The organism is Ruegeria sp. BA12 (genome assembly GCF_056539625.1).
Map to the genome: position 1 here is coordinate 35,863 of NZ_JBQFVF010000016.1, position 21,628 is coordinate 57,490.

Genomic DNA, 21,628 nt, shown 5'->3' on the forward strand with positions numbered 1-21,628 from the left:
TCCGCCCCCCGGAGGCCGATTGTTCAGACGCCGTGCGCGCAGCGACGCACGATGGGTATGATAGCGCCGTGCAGTCTGGCTGGCGTTCAGAGATGAGACCATCGCGGTCACCTAGCCCTCTCCACCCTGCAGCAGGATCTGTTTCCAGACCGAAGTTTCGTCGAACAGCGTGTACTCGCGCCGCAACTGTGGCTGACCGCCGATCAGCGCACCAAACTCAGCATGGCTGATGCCCAGAACATAGACCTGCGCGCCGGTTGGGGCGCCAAATGCACCCCAGCCATCATGTTTACCCCACAGGCTCCAGCGCACGGCAGCACGGGGCGGCATGTTCGGATCATCGCGACCAATCTGGTGTTCAACCTTGAATTCCGCATTGGGGAAGCTGGCCCGCAGACCCATCCAGAACCGATCCACCGCATCCCAGCCATGGCCAGTGACACCGCCGACATACTCCGATTGCACGGCGCGGTCATACTCGGCCTCGATCACGCCCATATCGGCATTCATGATCTTGGTCAGGATATAGGCATAGCGCTGACCCCATTCATTGTCATTGCCCTTGCCTTTATAAGGGCCGGGCTGGTCGGTTTCTGGCGTCAACGGTTTGACGCAGTTCTCTGGCCCACCCTCGCGCGCGATCAGGTCGGCAGCGTATTCCTTGGGGTCCCAGCCCATCTGCCGGACGATGGCACCCTGATCGCGGATCAACCATTCATCGTCGATCTGATTATCTTTGGCGTGACAGTCGGCCAGAATCCGATAGCGCAGCTTTGTGCCGGTCGGCTTGCCATACACCCCTTCGGCCAAATGCGTCGCGGTCGAGATGATCCGGTGCGAGCTTAACATCCCCTCTTCCGGCGTGCCGGACCAGATCACATCCTCGCCCAACAGCTGCCGATCCGGAAACTCAGCCAGTGTTGCCATGGTGGCGCCGATGACGTTCTGATTACCCAGAACAACGGACCCGGGCGAGCGCACGACGATATCCTTGCTGTAATAGTCATGCAGCGTGGCGATGCCCCGGTCTTCCCAAATTTCCTTGGTGATACCGATGATATAGTCGGGAAAATCCCGGAACTTCGGATCGAAGCCTTTCATATGTCTGTCCTTTGTGGGGTCCACCCTTTTGGCAACCGGGCCGAGGTACGTACAATCAGCGGCCCGTCTATGGCCACCTTGCGCGCCGCGGCGGCTGCCGGGTTTTCGATATGATCCAAAAGCGCGTCCACAGTTTCAGAAACCATCAGATTGGCCCGCTGTCGGATCGTCGTGAGGTTATAGGCAAGCCACCCCGCCTGCGGGACATCATCGTACCCGATCACCGAGACATCTTCGGGAACACGCAGGCCAAGCTCAAAGCGGATGACATCCATGACGGCCAGCGCCATATGGTCATTGGCCACGAACACGGCATCCGGCCTGTCATCCGGTGCAACATCAAACATGCGACGTGCAGCCGTTCGGGCATTTTCCGTGTGAAACTCGCCCACACCATGGGCAAACACGGCCTGACCGGCCTCAGCCAATGCCGCCCGGAACCCGGCCTCGCGGTCACGCTGGGTCGAGGCACCCTGCCAACCCGCGATGTAAGCAATGCGACTGTGGCCAGCGGCAACCAGGAACTCGGCCACCTTGCGGCCACCGGCATAATTGTCAGACGTGACCGACGTGATCCCGTCTAGGTCCTGACTTCGGTTGAACAGCACCACGGGTACACCCGCCTGCTGACAGCGCGTTGCAATATCTGACGACATCGCAACCGAGGCCAAAACAACGCCATCCACCTGATAGTCGAGGATTTCCTCCATCACGTCATCAATGTTACCCGCCGTGCGCGAAGCCATGAAGATCAGCACGTGATAGCCCTGTTCTTGCAGGGCGTTGGACAGTTTCTCAAGCGCTTCGGGATAGAAGTAGTTGTCCAGATAGGCGACCACCAAACCGATGATACGGCTTTTGCCCGACACCATTGCGCGCGCCAGAACATTGGGTCGATACCCCAGCTCTGCCGCCGCCTTGCGCACCTTTTCTTCAGTCTTTTTGCTGACCGAGGCACCCGGCGTGAACACCCGGCTAACCGCCGACTGACTGACGCCTGCCAGTTGCGCAACCTGAAGGGATGTGACTTTTTCTGCCATCAATCCGCTGTCCACCCCCCGTCAATCAACATCGAAGTTCCGGTCACCAAAGCCGAGGCGTCCGAGGCCAGATAGGTCACCGCGCCCATGATGTCTTCGACCTCACCGACACGGTCCAGCTTGATCTTCTCCATGATCCAGGCGGCGCGCTCGGGGTCATCGAAGGTGGCTTGCGTCAAGGGTGTGCGAATGAAGGTCGGGCAGACCGTGTTGATGCGGATGCGCTGCTTTCCCCATTCGATTGCCATGGCTTTGACCATACCCTCAAGCCCGTGCTTGGTGGCACAATACAGCGCCCGATCGACCCCGCCGACATGGCCCATCTGGCTTGAGATATGGATGATCGAGCCCGGCCTGCCCGTCGCCATCAATGCCTTGGCCGCATAGGCCGACAGGAAATAAGCCGACCGCAGATTTACATCCGTGACCGCATCGAAATCCTCGGGCGTGGTGTCGATCGCCGCGCTGTGGCGCGCGGTTCCGGCGGAATTCACCACGACGTCAAAGACGCGCCCATCAAACAGCTGTTGCAGGGCATTCAAATCGCCCTGATCCACAACCGCAGCTTCGGCCGACCAGCCCTGCGCCTGCAACGCCGCGACGGTTTCAGCCAGCCGGTCTGCCCCACGCGCGGCGCAGACCACATGCGCCCCGGCCTCGGCCAAGGCCACCGCACAGCCCTGTCCAATCCCCGAGGACGCGCCGGTCACAAGGGCGGTTTTGCCGTTCAGCGAAAACGAAGGGGTGCGGGGCAGGTCAGTCATCAGCTCATTCCATCAGGCGTTTCAATGCGGCCCAGATTCCGGGCCTTGTTGAATTCACGCAGACGGGCGAAAACGTCAACGCCAAGCTGGCGGTAGGCATCCAGAAGATCGACCAGCACCCAGTTTTCGCGTATGCGCCCGTTTTCCAATCGCCAGAAATCCAGACTGCACATGGCGATTTTCTTGCCCGAAGGCGCAATCCCCATCCATCCGTCATGGGTAACCGTCTGGATCATGTTCGGCCAGCCGGTCACAGCCGCATACTCGCCATCACCAAAGAAATGATAAGTGATGTCGTCCACATACTGCCCGCGATCCGGCATGCCGTTCAGGAACGGAATCTGATGCCAGTTGCGAAACCCTGCGTAACCGCGCCCGGTGCCGATGCCCGAAGGCCCGTACCAGTTCATGCGTGGATGCCAGAACCGCTCCATCTCCATCACTTCGGGGCCACCTTGTGACGGGTGTTTTTTCAAGTGTTCCAGCATGTCGATAATGTGTTGGCACGTCGCCTTGCCCTTGGCCGCATCGTAAGGTCCGGGCACGAACCCGTCCTGAGTGGCTGGTCCGGGCACATGCCATTCACGGCCAAGGCTGGGGGCCATCGGCCAGGCGTTGGCCTGCATCATCACCTCAGGGATGTCCCAGAGCGCCTGAACCTCGACGACCTGTCCGTCCACGAAACGATAGAATTCGTGAAACCGCATGGTGACCTGATGGCCCGTCGGTGGGATATCCAGCCAAGGCCCGGTGAAGGTACCGGTGTAATACCCCCCGCACCCGACCCAATCCGCGCCGTTTTCGTCCGGCCCGGCCATGACGATATAGTCGCGACGCTCCAGATCGGGCCATGCGTCCAGCAGGTCCTTATAGGCGAAGTCGTAATATGCATCGCTGCCGATACTGTCACCAAAGGGATGGCATAGGTGGAACACTGCATCCGATGTCGTGACCTCAGCCAGCGCCTTGCGGACGCCGGCTTCGGAAAAGTCATACATCGCGGCCCTTAGCAAAGCGATCAGGGCCTTATGCTGTGTGTGCTTGTCGCTCATTCAGCGGCATCCCGATACGGTGCGGGCTTGCCGTAAGGCACGTTGATACCGCCATAGCGGCGCACCCGCACGTTGCACTGTTCAGCATGGCCCACAAAACCTTCAAGCATGCACAGGCGCGACCCATATTCGCCAATCAACGTCGCCGCCTCGTCGGTCAGAACCTTTTGATAGCTATGCGTTTTCAGATACTTACCCACCCAAAGACCGCCAGTATAGCGCCCGGCTTTCTTCGTTGGCAGGGTGTGGTTTGTTCCGATCACCTTATCCCCGTTCGAGACATTGGTGCGCGGACCAAGAAACAACGCGCCATAGCAGGTCATGTTCTCAAGGAACCAATCATCCCTATCTGTCATCACCTGCACATGTTCGGATGCGATATCATCGGCGACCTGCAGCATCTCATCATATGTGTCGCAAACGATCACTTCGCCATATTCGTCCCACGATACTTTCGCGGTGCCTGCCGTGGGTAGGATTCCCAGCAGACGGTCGACCTCGGCCATCGTATCCTCGGCCAGTTTGCGCGAGTTGGTCAGCAGCACGCAAGGACTGTTATAGCCGTGTTCCGCCTGACCCAGCAGGTCGGTCGCGCAGAGTTCCGCATCGGCGGCAGTCTCGTCGGCGATGACCATGGTCTCGGTCGGGCCAGCGAACAGGTCAATGCCGACACGGCCGAACAGTTGCCGCTTGGCTTCGGCCACAAAGGCGTTGCCCGGACCGACCAGCATATGCACGGGGTCAATCGTTTCGGTGCCCAGCGCCATCGCGCCGATGGCCTGAATGCCGCCCATGACATAGATCTCATGGGCGCCGCCCAGATGCATCGCGGCAATCACCGCTGCGTTCGGCTTGCCATTGAACGGAGGTGTACAGGCGATGATGCGCGGCACGCCCGCCACCGAAGCCGTCGCCACCGACATATGCGCCGAGGCGACCATCGGGAATTTGCCACCGGGCACATAGCATCCCACCGACTGCACGGGGATGTTCTTGTGGCCCAGAATGACGCCGGGCAGGGTTTCGACCTCGATATCCACCATGGAATCGCGCTGCGCTTGCGCAAAGTTGCGCACCTGTTCCTGCGCGAATTTGATATCGGCCAGTTCACGGTCGGTCAGTTGCCCGATGAGGTCGTCAATGTCCTGCTGAGACAGGCGGAACGACGGGGGCGAATAGTTGTCGAACTTTTCGCTCAGCTCGCGCACGGCCACATCGCCACGGGTTTCGATGTCTTTCAGGGTCGCTTCGACCACAGCGCGGGTTTTGGCGTCATCTTCGGCCCGGTCAGCATCAGATTTACCGCGTTTGAGATACTCGATTGTCATGTTTCCAATCCTCAGTTTTCCGGCCGGGGCGCTACTTTTTCACCCCGGTCAAAAGCTTCCCAGCCTTCCCCGTTGAACAGATCGACACCCAGCTGCGCCGCGACATGTGCGAAATCGACGTTCACCCAGTTGTCGACGATCTTGCCATCGACCACTTTCCAGAAATCCATGTACCGGATCTCGACCCGTTTGCCGGTGGGGGCGATGCCCAGAAACTCACCGGAATGGGTCGCCTCTTGGCGGCCAAACGCTGCGGCCCATTCGCCCATATACAGGCGGGCCTCATCAATGCAGGTCTTGTCCGAGAACGCGGCCTGAAACGGGCGCTGCCAGTTGTCCTGAAACTCTTGCAGGCCGGTCTTGGTGCCACAGCCCTGATTGCCCATCCAGCGAAAGCCCTGGGCAAAGAACTCGCCAATGTCATCAATGCGGTGGTCATTCAGGCCATCGACCATGGTTTCGATCACGCGGCGCGTGTCTTCGGTTTTGTCCAGGTCCGTGTCGCGGGTTAGAACCGCTTGTTCGGGGCGGGAACCTTTCATCTTTCTATCCTTTCAGGTTGCCGAGGGAGGGATTGGGTCAAGAAACCCCAATGCTTAGAAAATCCCTGGGCATCCTGTTCAGCGCCGGGTGGCGCGACAGGGCGTTATGGCGTGCGTTCTTGCTCATTACCCTTTCACCGCTCCGGCGGTCAGACCGCTGACGATCTGGCGCTGGAAGATCAGAACAAGAAAGATCAGCGGCGCGGTGATCGATACGGCGGCTGCCACAGCGACCACCTGATCGGTTGTCGTGGTCTCGCGGTTGAACATGCCGACAATGGCGGGAACCATGGTCTGGTTCTGCGCATCCAGCAGCAGCGACGTGACGAGGATGTCGTTATACGCCAGCAGAAAGCTGAACAGCCCGGTGGTGATCACGCCCGGCCACATCACCGGCATGATCACGCGTCGGAACGCCTGGAAGTGATTGCAGCCATCAACGCGCGCGGCCTCATCCAGTTCGGCCGGGATATTCTGGAAGAATGACCGCAGCATCCAGATCGTAAAAGGCTGGTTGATCGCCACCAGCACCGCAATCACGGCAAATGGCTTACCGTACAGCGTCGGTGCGTTTTCCCCCAGGATCGGCGCCAACCATTCGGATGAGCTGATGAAGACCGGCAGATAGCTAGCCACCAGCGCCGAGGGCGGCAGCGCGCGGAAGATCAGCGCGACGATCAGCAGCCAGAACGCAAGGGTCGATCCGGACCGGGCCAACCCATACCCCGCCAGCGTCCCCACCGACAGCGATAAGACAACAACTCCCGTGGTTACGATCAGCGAATTCTTGAAGTTGTTCGAAAATCCACGGTCGATCCAAACGGTTTTATAGTGTTCGGTCGTCAGCCCCAATATGTCCCGCCCCAGAGGGCCAAAGAGCGGGTTCAGTATGCTCAGAACGGCGGGCAGGATCACGAAGAATACGATCAGAAAGGCCACCACGGCGGCCAGAATGCCAATCACCCAGCCAAACCACTCCTGACCTTCTTTGGAATAGGCTTTGATCATCCCAGGCATCTTTTTGGTCACCAGAGCAATCGTGCCCCAGATCACCCCGATCCCCAGAATGATATCGAGCAGCGAAATCCCCTTGCCATTGGCCAGCGTCGCCGGCCCGAAGATCACGTTCAGGGCATTACCGTCAAAGGCGTCGACTGGGGATTTGAAGCTCATCACCGTGATCCAGAAGATCGGAAAGATGGCGACAATGCACCAGAAGGCCAGGAAGATGTTTGAAGTCAGCCGCAGGCTGAGCGGTTGGCGAAGCGCGCGCGAGGACATGTCAGTGACCTCCTTTGTGATCGCGCCATGTCCGGCGCAGCGGGAAGATAAGCAGGATGGCAATACCGATCATGGTGAGCATGGCGCTGGCCGAAGCCCGGCTGATCGAACGGTTGCCCGCCTGATCAGGCACCAGGAAGTCATAGGTCAGCCATTGTAGTGAGATGACATAGCCTTGGCTGGCGAAACCGACGATCTCTTCGAACACCCGATAGCTGTCCATCAAGTGGATCATCGACACAAAGATGATCAGCGGCATCAGATGCGGGATGACGATGTATTTCATCCGCTGCCACCGGGTTGCGCCGTCAATCACAGCACTTTCCAGACTGTCCTGATTGACCGTTTGCAAACCGGCGTAAAACACGATGGCGGCAAAGGGGGCGACGTGCCAGACGCGGTACAGCATCATCAGCACCTCAATTGTCCAGGCCTGCGCAAACAGCGCGATATCGCGGTTCAACCACCACTCCAGCAGTGCCGTCAGGATACCGTCGCCGCGAAACAGCCAGTTGACCGACAGCACCCCGATCACCGGGGTAATGATGAAGGGCAACAGCGAAATAAAGATAACCGGCCCTTTTATCGCCTGCGCGGCATTGTTGATCAAAACGGCGATCCCCAGCCCGCAGACGATGACCAGCGGCAGGGTGATCAGCGTGAACGTCAGCGTGAACCGCAGCGCTTTCCAGAAGTTGATGGTGGACAACACATTCCAGCTGCCCTCGCTGATCGCGCGCCATGCACGTTCAGGCTCCAGCACGTTGCGGTAGCTTTCCAGCCCGACATACTGGGTCTGCATGATGACCTTACCCTCTTCGTCGAGTTGGGGTTGCGAAACCGTCTCGGTCACACAGGTCTGGGTCAGAAAGCCGGGGGTGCAGGTTTCAACTTCCACCGTCTCATAGATCGGTTGGGTGACATAGAAACTCTGCTTGAACACGCTGATCAGCGGGAACGCGATAAAGAGAAGCATCATAAAGACAGAGGGGCCAACAAAGGCGGCAAATGTCCGGAAATTCATGGCTCTGCCTTTCTCATGGTTCTCAATGGGAAGGGTGCAGGAGGACCGAGGCCCTCCCGCGGGAGGATCAGTTGTTGATCAAACCGGCTTCTTTGGCTGCGGTGATGTAATCCGCCTCGATATCGGCCAGTGTGGTTTGCGCGTCCTTGGCGCCGGTCATGAAATCAGCCAGACCGTTGCCCAATGCAGTGTGCATGATGCCCATCGGGCCCGAAGCCGGGTATGCCTTGGCCCCGGCTTGGGCGGATGCAGCCGCACCGGCGGCCAGTTCACCTGCCTTGTAGGCCGGGTTCAGCCAGACGGCAGCGTCATTGTTGGCACTGACCATTTCCTCATCCATGCCTTCAAGCATGACACGGAAGGCGGCGTCGGCCTCTTCATCGCTCATGTTCGAGGCCAGAACGAAACCGTCCCACCAGATCGTGGTGGCCGGTGCAGCCGAGCCCATCGGAGCCGCCGACATGGTAACCTTGCCCACCACCTGGCTTTCGGCTTCGTCGTTCATTGCAGCGGCGCGGCTGGCCCACAGGTTCGCCATGGCAATCTTGCCCTGCTGGAACTGCTGCTGAACATAGGTGGAGTCCGAGACCAGATATTCCGGATCCATGTAATCGGTCATGGCCTTCAGGGTTTCCAACGCCTTCACGCCCTGCTCGTTATTGATCGCAGGCATGTTACCGTCGCCAAAGAAAGAGCCGCCTTCACCCATATACATGTTGATGAATTCCTGGCCGAGGTTCCAACCGGTCTTGAAGGTGCCGCCGATCGGGTATTCCATAACACCCGCATCTTTGATCTTGGCGGCGGCGGCCAGAACGTCATCATAGGTTGCGGGCTCGGCAATACCCAGGTCGGCCAGAACGTCGTTGCGGTACATCATGTGCTGTGCGTTCACCATCATGGCAATCGCCATGGTCTTGCCATCCACCTTGATCAGCTGGTTTGGCAGCAGGTTCTGTCCGTATTTCTCGACCAGATCGTCCAGCGGACGGATCGTGCCTGCATTCAGCAACGGGATCAGTGTCGTGTTCGACACCCCACCGATCTGATAGAGCGACGGGCTGGCGGCAAAAGCCTCAGGCTGTTTCTCGCGGAATTCCTGGTCCAGCGACGCATTGAAATTGCCGCATTCGGCCATCGCATCGGTGACGGCTTTCCAGGCCTCGAAACCAGCCGAGAGCGATTTGAGCGGTACGTCATTTTCAAACGAACAGGCAGCCCATGTGCCACTTGCCGCGATGGACATGGCACCTGCCATGAGGATCGTCTTGAGTTTCATGCGTTTCTCCCTGTCAGGATCGGTCCGTCGTCGACGTCCGGACCGGTGTTAAGCCCGTATGGGCTGTTCGTGGGGTTGTTCCCCGATCCGCGCACCGCTTCCAGCTTCGAAGAGGTGACAGATTTCTTTGGGCACCGAGAACGAGACGGGATCTCCAATCTCGGCGCGGAAGGCTTTGTCGGCTTTGACCGATACCAGCGCACCGCCGACCCGGACCGAGATCATGGTCGCATCGCCCAGCAGTTCCAACGTGTAGATCGGTGCGGTGATTTCGCCCTGCCCTTCGGCAAGGCCAGCATCTTCAGCGCGGAAGCCCAATGTCATTGGACCGTCCGGTGCGTCGACCGGAATCGCTACATGTTCGGCGCGGAACACACCGCCCGAAACCTCGCCATCCATCAGGTTCATCGCCGGTGAGCCGATAAAGCTGGCCACAAAAGTATTGGCGGGCCGGTCGTAAATATCGGTCGGGCTGCCGACCTGCTGCACCACGCCTTGTTTCATCACAACAACTCGGTCGGCCAACGTCATCGCCTCGATCTGGTCGTGGGTCACGTAGATGGTTGTCACCGCCAGCTCGTGGCTGAGGTTCTTAATCTGAGCTCGGGTCGAAACACGCAGCTTGGCATCCAGGTTCGACAACGGCTCGTCCATCAGGAACACGTTCGGTTCCCGTACGATGGCGCGGGCCAGCGCCACACGTTGCCGCTGACCGCCTGACAATTCGGCGGGTTTGCGGTGCAAGAAATCGTCCAGTTCCACCATTGCACTGGCGCGGCGCACCTTGTCGTCATGGGTCGACGGGTCGATGCCGCGCACTTTCAAAGGAAAGCGGATGTTTTCGTAGACGTTCATGTTGGGATAGAGCGCGTAACTCTGGAACACCATCGCCACATCGCGGTCCTTGGGCTCCAGATCGTTGACCACCTTGCCATCGACCAGAATTTCGCCCTCGGTGACGTCCTCAAGACCGGCGATCATGCGCATCGTGGTGGTCTTGCCACAGCCCGAGGGGCCCAGCAGAACCAGAAATTCGCGATCCGCGATGGTCAGGTCGAAATTGTGGACCCCAATGAATGACCCCCAGCGCTTGCCGACGTTGCGCAATTGAATTTCCGCCATGGTGCCCCCTGAAAGGATTCGTTTGCATACGTTTGCAAAACAGTAATTCGCATATATCAAATCAGGCAAGACTTTTTTGCATACGTATGCAAAAATACGCGAAACCACCGAGTCGAATTCGCGGAAAAGACCCCGCAAAACACTGATAAAGAACGGAAAGCGCCGTGAGTTTTCAAACTGAAAAAAAGCTGATCCTGTCCTTCCATGACGCGCTTAGCCGCGCTAATGGGGATGAGTTGGCCACCGTCACAAAGCAATATTGCGCACCGAATCTGGTGTGGCGCGGATTTCACCCGTTCGACGAAATCGCAGGCCCTGACGCGGTGGCGCGCAGGTTCTGGCAGCCGCTGAAACACAGTCTGACCCATCTACAACGCCGACAGGATATCTTTTTCGCGGGCCGAAATTCTTTGACCGAAGGGGGCGTCTGGGTGGTGTCGATGGGGCACCTCATGGGTCTGTTCGACGCGCCATGGCTGGGCATCCGCCCCACTGGCAAGATGGCCCTTCTGCGGTATTGCGAATTTCACAATGTTGTGGATGGCAAGATTTCCGAGACGGCAATGTATTTCGACATTCCGCACCTTATGGTTCAGGCCGGTCAGAACCCCTTTCCGCCACAGACCGCAGCGCATCTGGTGCAGCCCGGACCAATGACACATGACGGCATTCTGACCGAAGATCAGCCCGCCGACGAAGGTCACAAGACGCTGGAGGTCATCAACGCCATGATCTCGGACCTTGGGCAGTGGGACAGCGGCTTGTCCCTGACGGATGAGCTGGCGCAAACTTGGCACGAGGACATGATCTGGTGGGGGCCCGAAGGGATCGGTGCCACCTACACAATCGCGCGTTACGCGCAGCAGCATTCCGGCCCGTTTCGCGCGGCCTTCACCGAACGCTCAAAGACCCAACATATCTGCCGCATGGCCGAGGGGCACTATGGCGGCTTTTTCGGCTGGCCCAATTTCACCGCCGTGCCCACGGGCGGTTTCATGGGGATGCCCGCCACCGGAAAGGCGGCTGAGTTTCGGGTGATCGACATCTATCGCCGTGCGGGTGACAAGCTGGCCGAGAACTGGATCTTCATTGATCTATTGCATTTCTGGAAACAACAAGGCGTCGATATATTGGCCCGCACAACCGGGATTGAAACACCATGAGGATTGATGCGCATCACCATCTGTGGGACCTGACCGCGGTGCATTATCCGTGGTTGATGGAAAAGGGCGCGGTGCGATTCTTCGGTGACCCCAGCCCCATTCAGCGGAACTATCTGCTGCCCGAGTTCCAAGCTGACGCTCAAGGATTTTCCGCCTCGGTCCATATCCAGGTAGGTGCGGCCGATCCCTGGGCCGAGGCGCAATGGGTCCAGTCTGTTGCCGATCAAAATCCCGACTGGCCACTGGTCCAGGTTGCCTTTTGTGATCTGACTGCACAGGACGTAACCACGCAACTGGACCGTTTGCAAACCCTGCCCTCTGTGCGTGGGGTGCGTCAGATCATCGGCCGCGCACCGGGCGAGGATCAACTGTCCGGCACAAACGACCTGCTGGACAATCCAAGGTTTCTGGACGGGTTGAAACAACTGGGTGACCGCGGACTGTCATTTGACCTGCAATTGCTGCCAGAATTGATGGAGCAGACCGCCGCCGTTCTGGCGCAGGCCCCTGCGACGCGGGTGGCGCTATGCCATGCAGGGTCACCCCATGACCGGTCGGAACAAGGGTTGCAACGGTGGGTGCAAGCACTGCATCACCTCTCGGCGCTGCCGCAGGTGACATGCAAACTGTCCGGTCTTGGCATGTTCGATCACAACTGGAGCGCCGACCGCGTGCGGCCCATCGTGGACACATGCCTGACCCAATTCGGGCCCCATCGGTGCATGTTCGGGTCGAATTTCCCGGTCGACAGCCTGTCTTCCACCTATGCGGTTTTGGTTGAAAGGCACGGCGCGCTGGTTCCCGAGCAAGACAACGATCTTGTCTTCGGAGGCACAGCGCGCCAGTTCTATCGCATCTAAGCAATCAGGGTCAGAAAACCGGCTGCATATGTGTTCCAACGACGCCTCAGCTCGGCATCCGAAACTACAATTCAGGCGAATCACCAAATCGAAAGACCCTGGGACGGCGCCGCCTACACGTGATCGGCGACGCCTGATCCATCAATCGCTGATCGCGCCTTCTTCATCGCGGCGCTGGTGCATCTTGGCTTTGACCCGTGCGCCCACGATCAGGGGCAGAACAAAGCCGATGATGGCAATGGTCCACAGCGCGATGGACAGCGGGCTGTCGATCAGGGTCCACCAGTTGCCGTTGTCGATGGTCACCGCACGACGCAGGTTGTTTTCCATCGAGTTGCCCAAAAGCGTGCCCAAGATAACCGGCACCAGCGGTACGTCCAGCTTGCGCAGAACCCACCCCATGACACCGAACCCGATCATCACCAGCAGATCAAAGCTGGAGCCCGAAATGCCATAGATACCCACAAAACTGACCATCGCCACGACGGGCATCAGAATGCGCGACGGCACCATCAGAACCCGCGTGAACAGGCCCACCATCGGGATATTCATCGCCAGCAGCATAAAGTTCGCGATGAACAGCGCCGCGATCAAGCCCCAGACCACATCTGGGTTCTGCGTGAACAGCAGCGGCCCCGGCGTGATATTCAGCGCCAGCAGGACCGCCAACAGCACGGCCGTGGTTCCCGAACCCGGTACGCCCAGCGCCAGCATTGGTACCAGAGCACCCCCGGCAGCGGCGTTGTTCCCGGCCTCGGGCGCCGCCACACCGCGCGGATCACCGGTGCCAAAGGTGTTTTCCTTGTCGACCAGCCGCTTTTCCATCGAATAGGAAATGAACGAGCCCAACGAAGCGCCTGCACCCGGTAAAACCCCGGCTATAAAGCCCAGGAAAGAGGTGCGCAGCATGGTCGGTGTGCATTTCCTGACCATCGACATCGGCGGGTAAAGCCGACCGATATTCAGCTTGCGCCCCTCGGCATCCGATCCGCCGTGGCGGTGTTCAAGAAAGATGAACACTTCGGACAAGGCGAACAAGCCGACGATGGCGACTAGAAAATCCAACCCGTCATACAGATGCACCTCGCCAAAGGTGAACCGCGGCACGCCGGTTTGTGTGTCGACACCAATGGTTGCCAGCCCAAGTCCCAATGCGGCGGCAAATGCCGATTTCGCCTGATTGGTCGACGACACGCCGCCCAACGTCATAAAGGCCAACGCGAACAGGGCGAAATATTCCGCCGGTCCAAACAACAGCGCGATCTTCACCAGCTGCGGTGCCAGAAAGATCAGGCCCCAAGTGGCCAGAAACGCCCCAACAAACGACGCGATGCCGGACAGCGACAGTGCCTCACCTGCGAACCCTTTTTTGGCCATCGGATGCCCGTCCAGACAGGTCATCATCGCGGGCTCATCCCCGGGGATATTCAAAAGAATGGATGAAATCCGTCCCCCATACATTGCACCGTAATAGACGCTGGTCAGCAGGATCAGCGAGGGTGTCGCCCCCAGACCTAGCGTGAACGCCAGCGGGATCAGAATGGCCACACCATTGGACGGGCCCAGACCGGGCAACGCACCCATGATTGTACCCAGAAAACAGCCCAGCAGGGCCAGCATCAGGTTCTGCCATGTCAGCGCGATGGCGAAACCGTCCCCAAGGGATGCTAATGTTTCCATGCCCCTCTCCTCAGAAGCCCAGCGGGCCGCGGGCCAGTGACAGACCCAGAACCAGATGGAAAATTACGTAAATACCTATGGATGTGCCGACGCCAACCAACACGCTTTCCAGCGGCCCGGCCCCCAGACGCCAGGCCAGATAGGTGGCGGCAAAGGCGGTGGCGATGACAAATCCCACAACGGGCAGCAATTCGGCGTAAAGGATCATCATGACTACGGCAGCGCCGATCTCAACCAGACGGCCCAGCGCGGGCCATTCGGGTTCGGTATCAGGGCGCAGGGCGATGACGATGCTCGACAGGCCTAGAATGGCAGCAATGATCAGCGGGAAGGCCTTGGGCCCGACGGCGTCAGACAAAAAGCTTTCCTCGATCGCCAGTGCGGAAAAGGCAAATCCGATGGCAAGTAGCAGTCCGACGACCCCGAAGATACGGTCACTCATCGGTGTCTCCTATAGTTCGGGTAAATGATTGGATCCGGGCACAGCCAGGTGCCCGGATCACAGTGAGTGGTGTTATTTGATAATCCCGATCTCTTTCGAGATGGTCTGGATCTGACCCACGGATTCAGCCACGAAGTTCTGGAAATCCGCGCCTTGCAGGTCCAGCGGTGCCAGACCGTTGGCGGCCATCACCTCTTTCCATTCATCCGAAGCGTAGAGATCACCGATCTTGCCGACCCAGTCTCCATAGGCGTCATCGGTCATGCCACCCGGGGCATAGAAGCCACGCCAGTTGGCGCCGATCGCGTCAATGCCTTGTTCCTTGGCGGTCGGGAAATCGGCGAATTCGCCGGGCAGACGTTCGGGTGCCAGCACCGCGATCACCTTGATGTCGCCCGAGTCTACGAAACCCTTGGCCTCGGAGATATCGCCGGTAAAGGCCTGAACCGACCCGGCCAGCAGCTGGGTCACGGCCTCACCACCGCCGTCAAAGGCGATGTATTTGACCGAGCGCACATCGTCGATGCCATATGCATTGGCCGCAATCAGAACCTTCAGATGATCCCAACCGCCCACGGCCGAGCCACCCGCAACCGACACGGCGGTTGGGTCGGCTTTGATCTGGTCCAGCAACTCAGGCAGCGTGTTGACCGGGCTATCTGCCGCAACGGCAATCACGCCGTAATCCGCGCCGATGGCCGCCAGCCACCGCACCTGATCCATGGTATTGCCGGGGTAAGCCCCCTGCGCCAGACGGGTGGCAGTGGCCGCACTGGCCGCCACGATCAGCTCATTATCCTCGCCGCGCTTGTTCACCACCTCGGCAAAAGCAACGCCGCCGCCGCCACCGGCAAGGTTCACCACTTGCATGGTCTGGTCGATCAGGCCCAGATCCTGCAGCGATTTACCCACCTGACGACAGGTGAAATCCCATCCGCCACCGGGGTTGGCCGGGGCGATACATTCCTGCGCGCTGGCCGCAACGCCGGACAGGGCAAAGACAGCAGCCGCAATCGCGCCACTGGTTCCAAACAGTTTCATTCGTGTCTCCTCCTCTGGTCTTTTTGGACTGCGCGTGCAGCCGAAACCGATCCCCGCAGGACACAAGGCCCGTTCTTGCAGGTTGAATCTGTTTACCGAATAATGCTGTCACGAACCTGTCAGGGTTCAGGCGTTCGCCTTGGGGAGGGGTCATGCGCGTATTGATGATCGAAGATGCCGAAGATCTGGCCGAAGGTGTGATAGCCCATCTCGCCCGGTCCGGTGTGGTATGTGATCTGGCCACAACCGTCGAAGCCGCCGGTGATTTTCGTGCAGTCCAAAGCTATGACGCCATGTTGCTGGATATAAACCTGCCCGATGGGTCCGGGTTAAGTTTCCTAGGCAAGATCCGCGCGGCAGGTGACCGTATCCCTGTGCTGATGCTGACCGCGCTGACCTCGGTCGAAGATCGGATCGCCGCGCTGGACAAGGGGGCCGATGACTATCTGGGCAAGCCCTTCGACCAGCGCGAGCTTGAGGCCCGGTTGCGCGCTCTGGTTCGTCGCGACGCCGACCGAAAATCCGAGCAGATCACGCTGGGCCCGCTGATCTATGCCCCCAAGGACCGCAGCGCCGCGCTGGAGGGCAAACGCCTGAACCTGACCGCGCGCGAGGCCGCTGTGCTGGACACACTGATCCGGCATGAGGGGCAATTCCTGTCGAAAACCCGGCTGTACGATTCGCTTTACGGGTTCGAGGATGCCGATGTCGGCGAAAACGCGATCGAGCTGTATATCGCCCGCCTGCGCAAAAAGTTCACCGGCAGTACGGTCAGCATCACCACCCGGCGTGGTGTCGGATACCGGATCGGTCTGGATGGCTAAGCTGCACCTGCCCCACAGCCTGACTGCCCGTGTTCTCAGCGCGGTGATGCTGATTTTGATACTGGGCGGCTGCCTTGTCGCTTTGTCGATCTGGGCCAATGGCAGATTGGCGGCGCGGCAGGCTTATGACCGGCTTTTGCTTGGCGCCGCCAGCGACATCGCCGAATCCGTGCGGATTCAGGACGGCGTACCCGTCGTAGACCTGCCGGTTTCCGCCTTTCAACTGCTGGCGCAGGCCCCTGAAGATCGGATTTTCTATGCGGTTCAAGTACCAGATGGCCCTTTTATCACCGGGTTGGATCGCGACACGGTGATCGACATACCGCAACAGCCTGGTGCTGCTCCGATCTATTTCGCCGCTGATCTGAACGGAGAACCTGCGCGCTTTGTCCGCCTGGCCCGCCTGTTTGCCGAACGCGAGTTTTCGGGCGAGGTGGAAATACTGGTCGGGCAGACCTTGCGCGCGCGTCAGATGATGACCGTTGGCCTGATGCGCGACGCCTTGCTGCCGATGGCGGTGGCGGGCGTTCTGTTGTTGGCGATGTCATGGATTGTCACCCGATCCGCCCTGCGCCCGCTTGAGGCCCTGTCCGAGGATCTGACCCGCCGCGATCCTCACGATCTGACCCCTATGGCCAGCGACGGCCTGCCGCGCGAACTGCAGTTGATGCTGAACGCGATGAACCGCTTTATGGGACGGCTGGACCGGCAGGTGGACACCATGCGCAACCTGATTGCCGACACGGCGCATCAGCTACGCACGCCGGTGGCGGCGATCCGGGTTCAGGCGGAAATTGCGCAGGATGATCCCGAACCCCCCGCCCGCAAACGGGCATTAGACCGGCTACTGGGCCGCACGCGCTCGCTGGGCACTTTGCTGGACCAACTGCTGTCCCGTGCCATGGTGATCCACCGCATCGACAGTGCCCCGCGCCTTCCCGTTGATCTGCGCGAGGTGGCATTGGACGTGCTGGAACAAAGCGATCATGAGCTTGTCGCCCCCGGGGTCGAAGTGCGGCTGGAGATCGGAGAAAATCCCGTTCTGGTAAATGCCGATGCCTTTTCTCTGGCCGAAGCTGCCAAAAACTTGTTGGGCAATGCGCTGCGGCACGGGCAACCCCCGGTCAGCATCGGGGCTGCGCAAGAAAGTGGCCGTGCCGTATTGTGGGTGCGCGATCATGGGCCTGGCCCGGCCACCCCTGTCGCCGAACAAATCGGTGATCGGTTCAATCGCACCACCGGCTCGGGCGAGGACAGCAGCGGGCTGGGACTGTCCATCGTGAAATCGACAGCCGAGGCGTTTGACGGCAAGGTTGAAATGACCCGCGACAACATTGGCTTTCGCGCCGCACTCAGCTTTCCTGCCACGACCTCAAGGGGGGTGGAATGATCCGCGCTTTGATGACCTGCCTTCTGTTTGCCCTGCCCGGCCTTGCATGCGCGCAGGAGGCCACGGCCAGCTTCGGTGACGGAGACGACCCGATGCTGATCCGTTCGACCACTGATATCGCCATCATCGCCCCGGTTCTTGAGCGGTTTGCCGACCAGAACCCCGACCTGCGGATCACGTATGAGCAATGGGGGTCAAACGCGCTGTTCCAGCACAGCCGGACGGTTTGCAAGAATGGTGAGAACCCGGCCGATGTGGTCTTTTCCTCGGCCATTCAGCAAATGGTCTGGCTGGTTAACGCCGCCTGCGGGCATCGTTACAGATCACCCCGAACCGAAGCCCTGCCCGCGGCCCGGCGTTGGCGGGATGAGCTGTGGGGGATCACCACGGAACCCGCGGTTATTGCTTATAACAAATCTCTGCTGTCAGATCAGGATGTTCCGCGCAACCGGTTTGCCCTGTTGGACGCCATGCGCACCCAGCCCGACCTGTTACGCGGGCGGGTGGCCACCTATGATATCGCCGCATCCGGGCTGGGGTACCTGTTTGCTTATGGCGACAGTCTTGAGGCCACGACATTCGGGTCCCTGATCGAGGGGTTTGCCCGCATCGACGCCGTGGCCACCTGTTGTTCCGCCGAAATCATCCGCGATGTGGCCGAGGGGCGGTTCTTGATCGCCTATAACGTTCTGGGCTCTTACGTAGCCAATGCCGATGCCCCCGGTGTGGGGGTGATCCTGCCCGAGGATTACACGCTGGTCCTATCCCGCGCCTTCATGATCCCGGCACAGGCGGAAAACAAGGATGCCGCCACCGGGTTTCTGGATTTCCTGCTGTCGCCTGAGGCACAAACCCTGCTGGCGGCCTCGGGCCTTGTCGCCCCGATGGACGCGGCTGAGACTGGCCTGAACCCTAGCGCCCGCCGATTTATCGCCCTGTCCCCAGCGCTGCTGGTGGCGCGCGATCAGAACCGTCGGGCCGAGCTGTTTAAACTCTGGAACGACGCATTCAACGTAGAAACTGCGCGTTAAGGCGTCAGGCCTGTTTTTCCACCACGGGTTCGACATCGGGCCGCACCGGTTCAACGTCAGGGCGGACAGGTTCGGCCTCCATCTCGATGATCTCGGGGGCCTCGGCCTCTTCGACCACGTCCTCTTCCGGCTCGGCTTCGGGCTCGGGTTCCGGCTCGACTTTGTCCTCCAGCGCGCCGACGATCAGCGGCAGCATATGCACACCAGTGGCCGTGGCGATCTCAGGCGTTTGCGGGGTCTGCCAACTGAGCGTGTCAAAGCTGCCGCAGTTCTGGCACACCGGTCCCCATTCGGGCTGGATGTCGTGGCAATTGTCGCAGACCCATTGCGGCCCGCGCGGCGCGTTCAGCGCCTTGGCCAGCCAGCCTTGCACAACAGCGTCCGAGGACCCTTCGCCCCGTTCTATCGCTGCCATCAGGGTATAGGCCCGCGCATCGGCCTGTTTTTCCACCACATCGCCCAGCGCGCGGCGGGCTTCAGGGAAGTCCTCGGCGACGATGTTCAACTCAGCCAGGATCAGGCGGGTTTCCAGGTTTTCGGGGTGGATACGGGTCAGGGCAGTGAACCGGGAGATCCGGGCCGCCGGTGTTTCATCCGGCGCAATCTCGGCAAAGGCATGGGCCAGATCGGGATGCGGTTGCACCTCCCAAGCCTTTTTCAGGATCTTGGTCGCAGCACGCGGCTTGCCCTTTTCAATATAGGCGCGCGCGGCCATCGCGGCGGCAGGCACCAGATCGGGTGACAGGCGGTTGGCCTCGATCGCGTGTTCCTGTTGTTCGACCGTGGCGCTGTCATCCAAAATGTCCTTGGCTTCGGACAGGGCCAGAACCGCGTCACGGCGCTTGAACACGTCGCGCGGTAGTTGGCCCGCCTTCAACTTGGCCGTCAGGGTTGATCGCGCTCCGGCCCAGTCCTGCGATTTGGTCTGCAGGCCCAGCAAAATATCTTGGGTTTCAGCGTGACGCGGTTTGATCGCCAGCGCCTTTTCAGCAAGCTTTCGGGCTGTGTCATCATCACCCTCGGCCAGTTTCTGCTTCATGATGCCGCGCACACCGACAAAGCGGGTGGCGTTATTGGTGACTAGTTTCTTGTAGGTCTCTGACGCCTTTTTCGTATCGCCATTCATCTCGGCAGCCTGTGCCACCAGCAGATTGGTCAGTTCCGGCTTGTTCAGCAGTTTCTCCGCCTTGGCGGCCTTGTTCATCGCCACGCGCCCCTCACCCGAGGCCAACGCCATCAGGCCATCCGCCAGCGCCTGATAACCGCGCTTCTCGCGGCTGCGGTCGAAATAGCGCGACAGGGCAGTTTCGTCGCCGTTGAGGAAATGCAATGTCGCGATCAGCAGGGTCAACAGCTTGAAGATCACCCAGATGGCCACCACAAGCACGCCCAGCGCGATCACCGATTGCAATGGCCCCAATGTAAATTCGGTGCCCGCAACGGTGATCTGCACGCCACCACTGGTTTCCATCAGGAACATGGCGCCCATGGCCAGCAGGCCGATAATCGCTACAAAAACAAGGATCTTTAACAATGACCACAGCATGGCAGGTCCTTCAGTTCGAGTTTACGCTGGATTGCAGCGCATTTGCGGCGTCCACGGCAGCCACACGTGTCTGGGCCGCCTGTTCCCAATCGGCCAATGCGGCCTGTGCCGTGTTGGGCAGAGATTTAAGCTCGCTCAGCGCGGTGGCGATATCCCCTTCGGACAGGGCTGCCTGTGCCCGTGACAGGACCGCGTCCGGGCCGTCACCCTCTTGCGGCGTCACCGATCGCGCGCCGGTCTGCCGTTGCAGAAAGGCGACCAGCCCGGTTGTCTTGTCGGCATCACGTGCATCGGCCAGCGCAGTACGGGCTGCGGGCACAAAGGACTCGCGCAAGGCGGCAAGAGTTGCAACGCCTTCCGTGGACGGTGTTGACAGGGCCTCTGGCACGTTCACGCCACCTGCCGTCAATTGGTCTACCAGGTCGTTATAAGGCTGGCCCGCCTCCAACTGCCCATGCACCTGAGACAGAACCGCGGCATTGGTCGCGGCCTGTGCCTTGACCGCGGCCTGCGCCTCAAGCGCTTGTGCATCCGAGACCATTTTCTCGACCTCAGCCCGCTGCGCGGTCAACGAGTCCTGCAGTTTCTTCAGTTCGGCCTCAAAGGCGGCCGAGACCTCGGGCGAGGCGCCTTGCGTCAGGGCGCCGCTTTCCAGATCGTTCAGACGGCTGGCCAAGGGGTCAACCTTGCCAGCCAGCCCATCCAGGCTGGTTTTCAACGCCGCCAGATCCGAACTGAGCGGCGTGACCTGATCAGTCAGGGCCGCGATCTTGCTGTCTACGTCCGAACTGCCGGACTGGGATTCGGATAGGGATTTCGTCAGCGCTTCAATCTGGCTGGCCTGGTCGCTCAACTTCGATTCAAGGGCTGTCAGCGCGTCAGACTGGCCCGAATTGAACATGCCCGCGCTGCCAGCGGCAAAGCCAATCGCCGCGGCGATTGCACCACCGATCAGGGCCGGGACAAAGCCGCCTCGCTTTTCTTCTTTGTGCGCAGCAGGCTCAGCGTGGGTCGGTTCCACGGCCATTTCGGCTTCGGCTTCGGCTTCGGCTTCGGCTTCGGCTTCGGCTTCGGCTTCGGCTTCGGCTTCGGCTTCGGCTTCGGCTTCGGCTTCGGCT

At 59.9% G+C, this 21,628-nt stretch carries 20 protein-coding genes; 5 read left to right on the forward strand and 15 right to left on the reverse strand.

Annotated features, from left to right (window positions below):
• Positions 1–111: 111 nt before the first annotated feature.
• The 10 genes from ACR0B0_RS20385 to ACR0B0_RS20430 form a co-directional block, all read right to left on the reverse strand.
• Positions 112–1,101, reverse strand: a complete 990-nt coding sequence (locus ACR0B0_RS20385; protein ID WP_170349496.1) for a nuclear transport factor 2 family protein — start codon at positions 1,099–1,101, stop codon at positions 112–114.
• Positions 1,098–2,141: a LacI family DNA-binding transcriptional regulator gene (locus ACR0B0_RS20390; RefSeq protein ID WP_217354378.1), complete on the reverse strand. Its 1,044-nt coding sequence runs from the start codon at positions 2,139–2,141 to the stop codon at positions 1,098–1,100. Before ACR0B0_RS20390 ends, ACR0B0_RS20385 begins: the two co-directional genes overlap by 4 nt.
• Positions 2,141–2,905, reverse strand: a complete 765-nt coding sequence (locus tag ACR0B0_RS20395) for an SDR family NAD(P)-dependent oxidoreductase (RefSeq protein WP_170376626.1) — start codon at positions 2,903–2,905, stop codon at positions 2,141–2,143. The genes ACR0B0_RS20390 and ACR0B0_RS20395 overlap by 1 nt, the downstream gene beginning before the upstream one ends.
• Complete coding sequence (locus ACR0B0_RS20400) at positions 2,905–3,957, reverse strand: ester cyclase (protein WP_480649366.1); 1,053 nt, start codon at positions 3,955–3,957, stop codon at positions 2,905–2,907. The genes ACR0B0_RS20395 and ACR0B0_RS20400 overlap by 1 nt, the downstream gene beginning before the upstream one ends.
• Positions 3,954–5,285 carry a histidinol dehydrogenase gene (hisD, locus tag ACR0B0_RS20405; protein ID WP_170349500.1) on the reverse strand — a complete coding sequence of 444 codons (1,332 nt, stop codon included), beginning with the start codon at positions 5,283–5,285 and terminating at the stop codon, positions 3,954–3,956. The genes ACR0B0_RS20400 and hisD overlap by 4 nt, the downstream gene beginning before the upstream one ends.
• Before the next feature lie 11 nt (positions 5,286–5,296).
• The gene (locus ACR0B0_RS20410) at positions 5,297–5,827 is read right to left on the reverse strand and encodes an ester cyclase (RefSeq protein ID WP_170361133.1); all 531 of its coding nucleotides are present in this window, start codon (positions 5,825–5,827) and stop codon (positions 5,297–5,299) included.
• A 126-nt stretch (positions 5,828–5,953) separates the two neighbouring features.
• Positions 5,954–7,108 carry a carbohydrate ABC transporter permease gene (locus tag ACR0B0_RS20415; protein WP_480649368.1) on the reverse strand — a complete coding sequence of 385 codons (1,155 nt, stop codon included), beginning with the start codon at positions 7,106–7,108 and terminating at the stop codon, positions 5,954–5,956.
• 1 nt (position 7,109) lies between these two features.
• Positions 7,110–8,132, reverse strand: a complete 1,023-nt coding sequence (locus ACR0B0_RS20420; RefSeq protein WP_170349503.1) for a carbohydrate ABC transporter permease — start codon at positions 8,130–8,132, stop codon at positions 7,110–7,112.
• Between the two features lie 67 nt (positions 8,133–8,199).
• Positions 8,200–9,411 (reverse strand): ABC transporter substrate-binding protein, encoded by a 1,212-nt coding sequence (locus tag ACR0B0_RS20425; RefSeq protein ID WP_170349504.1) that lies wholly within the window; start codon positions 9,409–9,411, stop codon positions 8,200–8,202.
• A gap of 48 nt (positions 9,412–9,459) precedes the next feature.
• Positions 9,460–10,533, reverse strand: a complete 1,074-nt coding sequence (locus ACR0B0_RS20430) for an ABC transporter ATP-binding protein (RefSeq protein WP_170349505.1) — start codon at positions 10,531–10,533, stop codon at positions 9,460–9,462.
• 164 nt (positions 10,534–10,697) lie between these two features.
• Between ACR0B0_RS20430 and ACR0B0_RS20435 the strand changes: the two genes are divergently transcribed.
• Both ACR0B0_RS20435 and ACR0B0_RS20440 read left to right on the forward strand, forming a co-directional pair.
• Positions 10,698–11,696: an ester cyclase gene (locus tag ACR0B0_RS20435; protein ID WP_480649370.1), complete on the forward strand. Its 999-nt coding sequence runs from the start codon at positions 10,698–10,700 to the stop codon at positions 11,694–11,696.
• Positions 11,693–12,556, forward strand: coding sequence for an amidohydrolase family protein (locus ACR0B0_RS20440; protein ID WP_480649372.1), 864 nt, complete (start codon positions 11,693–11,695; stop codon positions 12,554–12,556). The genes ACR0B0_RS20435 and ACR0B0_RS20440 overlap by 4 nt, the downstream gene beginning before the upstream one ends.
• Before the next feature lie 141 nt (positions 12,557–12,697).
• Here the strand turns inward: ACR0B0_RS20440 and ACR0B0_RS20445 are convergent, their stop codons facing one another.
• The 3 genes from ACR0B0_RS20445 to ACR0B0_RS20455 all read right to left on the reverse strand — a co-directional run bounded on the left by ACR0B0_RS20445 (position 12,698) and on the right by ACR0B0_RS20455 (position 15,719).
• Positions 12,698–14,236: a tripartite tricarboxylate transporter permease gene (locus tag ACR0B0_RS20445; protein WP_170349508.1), complete on the reverse strand. Its 1,539-nt coding sequence runs from the start codon at positions 14,234–14,236 to the stop codon at positions 12,698–12,700.
• Between the two features lie 10 nt (positions 14,237–14,246).
• A complete protein-coding gene (locus ACR0B0_RS20450; RefSeq protein ID WP_170361122.1) occupies positions 14,247–14,678 on the reverse strand; it encodes a tripartite tricarboxylate transporter TctB family protein in 432 nt (143 codons plus the stop codon).
• A 72-nt stretch (positions 14,679–14,750) separates the two neighbouring features.
• Entirely contained in the window at positions 14,751–15,719 is a 969-nt protein-coding gene (locus ACR0B0_RS20455) for a Bug family tripartite tricarboxylate transporter substrate binding protein (protein ID WP_170349510.1), read from the reverse strand.
• A 152-nt stretch (positions 15,720–15,871) separates the two neighbouring features.
• Between ACR0B0_RS20455 and ACR0B0_RS20460 the strand changes: the two genes are divergently transcribed.
• From ACR0B0_RS20460 to ACR0B0_RS20470, 3 genes are read left to right on the forward strand one after another with little or no spacing between them, the layout of a single operon-like run.
• The gene (locus tag ACR0B0_RS20460) at positions 15,872–16,543 is read left to right on the forward strand and encodes a response regulator transcription factor (protein WP_480649375.1); all 672 of its coding nucleotides are present in this window, start codon (positions 15,872–15,874) and stop codon (positions 16,541–16,543) included.
• On the forward strand, positions 16,536–17,933 hold the full coding sequence (locus ACR0B0_RS20465; protein WP_480649377.1) for a sensor histidine kinase N-terminal domain-containing protein: 1,398 nt from the start codon (positions 16,536–16,538) through the stop codon (positions 17,931–17,933). The genes ACR0B0_RS20460 and ACR0B0_RS20465 overlap by 8 nt, the downstream gene beginning before the upstream one ends.
• Positions 17,930–18,964: an ABC transporter substrate-binding protein gene (locus ACR0B0_RS20470; protein WP_170376611.1), complete on the forward strand. Its 1,035-nt coding sequence runs from the start codon at positions 17,930–17,932 to the stop codon at positions 18,962–18,964. The genes ACR0B0_RS20465 and ACR0B0_RS20470 overlap by 4 nt, the downstream gene beginning before the upstream one ends.
• A gap of 4 nt (positions 18,965–18,968) precedes the next feature.
• Here the strand turns inward: ACR0B0_RS20470 and ACR0B0_RS20475 are convergent, their stop codons facing one another.
• Together ACR0B0_RS20475 and ACR0B0_RS20480 are read right to left on the reverse strand one after the other, a co-directional pair.
• On the reverse strand, positions 18,969–20,510 hold the full coding sequence (locus tag ACR0B0_RS20475; RefSeq protein ID WP_170349514.1) for a heme biosynthesis protein HemY: 1,542 nt from the start codon (positions 20,508–20,510) through the stop codon (positions 18,969–18,971).
• Positions 20,511–20,520: 10 nt separating this feature from the next.
• The coding region (locus tag ACR0B0_RS20480) for a COG4223 family protein (RefSeq protein ID WP_480649379.1) at positions 20,521–21,628 on the reverse strand (1,108 nt) is incomplete at its 5' end.

Bases quoted from the DNA above. Each gene is read 5' to 3' on its own strand.
- ACR0B0_RS20385 (WP_170349496.1), bottom strand. From the start codon at position 1,101: ATGAAAGGCTTCGATCCGAAGTTCCGGGATTTTCCCGACTATATCATC.
- ACR0B0_RS20390 (WP_217354378.1), bottom strand. From the start codon at position 2,141: ATGGCAGAAAAAGTCACATCCCTTCAGGTTGCGCAACTGGCAGGCGTC.
- ACR0B0_RS20395 (WP_170376626.1), bottom strand. From the start codon at position 2,905: ATGACTGACCTGCCCCGCACCCCTTCGTTTTCGCTGAACGGCAAAACC.
- ACR0B0_RS20400 (WP_480649366.1), bottom strand. From the start codon at position 3,957: ATGAGCGACAAGCACACACAGCATAAGGCCCTGATCGCTTTGCTAAGG.
- hisD (WP_170349500.1), bottom strand. From the start codon at position 5,285: ATGACAATCGAGTATCTCAAACGCGGTAAATCTGATGCTGACCGGGCC.
- ACR0B0_RS20410 (WP_170361133.1), bottom strand. From the start codon at position 5,827: ATGAAAGGTTCCCGCCCCGAACAAGCGGTTCTAACCCGCGACACGGAC.
- ACR0B0_RS20415 (WP_480649368.1), bottom strand. From the start codon at position 7,108: ATGTCCTCGCGCGCGCTTCGCCAACCGCTCAGCCTGCGGCTGACTTCA.
- ACR0B0_RS20420 (WP_170349503.1), bottom strand. From the start codon at position 8,132: ATGAATTTCCGGACATTTGCCGCCTTTGTTGGCCCCTCTGTCTTTATG.
- ACR0B0_RS20425 (WP_170349504.1), bottom strand. From the start codon at position 9,411: ATGAAACTCAAGACGATCCTCATGGCAGGTGCCATGTCCATCGCGGCA.
- ACR0B0_RS20430 (WP_170349505.1), bottom strand. From the start codon at position 10,533: ATGGCGGAAATTCAATTGCGCAACGTCGGCAAGCGCTGGGGGTCATTC.
- ACR0B0_RS20440 (WP_480649372.1), top strand. From the start codon at position 11,693: ATGAGGATTGATGCGCATCACCATCTGTGGGACCTGACCGCGGTGCAT.
- ACR0B0_RS20445 (WP_170349508.1), bottom strand. From the start codon at position 14,236: ATGGAAACATTAGCATCCCTTGGGGACGGTTTCGCCATCGCGCTGACA.
- ACR0B0_RS20450 (WP_170361122.1), bottom strand. From the start codon at position 14,678: ATGAGTGACCGTATCTTCGGGGTCGTCGGACTGCTACTTGCCATCGGA.
- ACR0B0_RS20455 (WP_170349510.1), bottom strand. From the start codon at position 15,719: ATGAAACTGTTTGGAACCAGTGGCGCGATTGCGGCTGCTGTCTTTGCC.
- ACR0B0_RS20460 (WP_480649375.1), top strand. From the start codon at position 15,872: ATGCGCGTATTGATGATCGAAGATGCCGAAGATCTGGCCGAAGGTGTG.
- ACR0B0_RS20465 (WP_480649377.1), top strand. From the start codon at position 16,536: ATGGCTAAGCTGCACCTGCCCCACAGCCTGACTGCCCGTGTTCTCAGC.
- ACR0B0_RS20470 (WP_170376611.1), top strand. From the start codon at position 17,930: ATGATCCGCGCTTTGATGACCTGCCTTCTGTTTGCCCTGCCCGGCCTT.
- ACR0B0_RS20475 (WP_170349514.1), bottom strand. From the start codon at position 20,510: ATGCTGTGGTCATTGTTAAAGATCCTTGTTTTTGTAGCGATTATCGGC.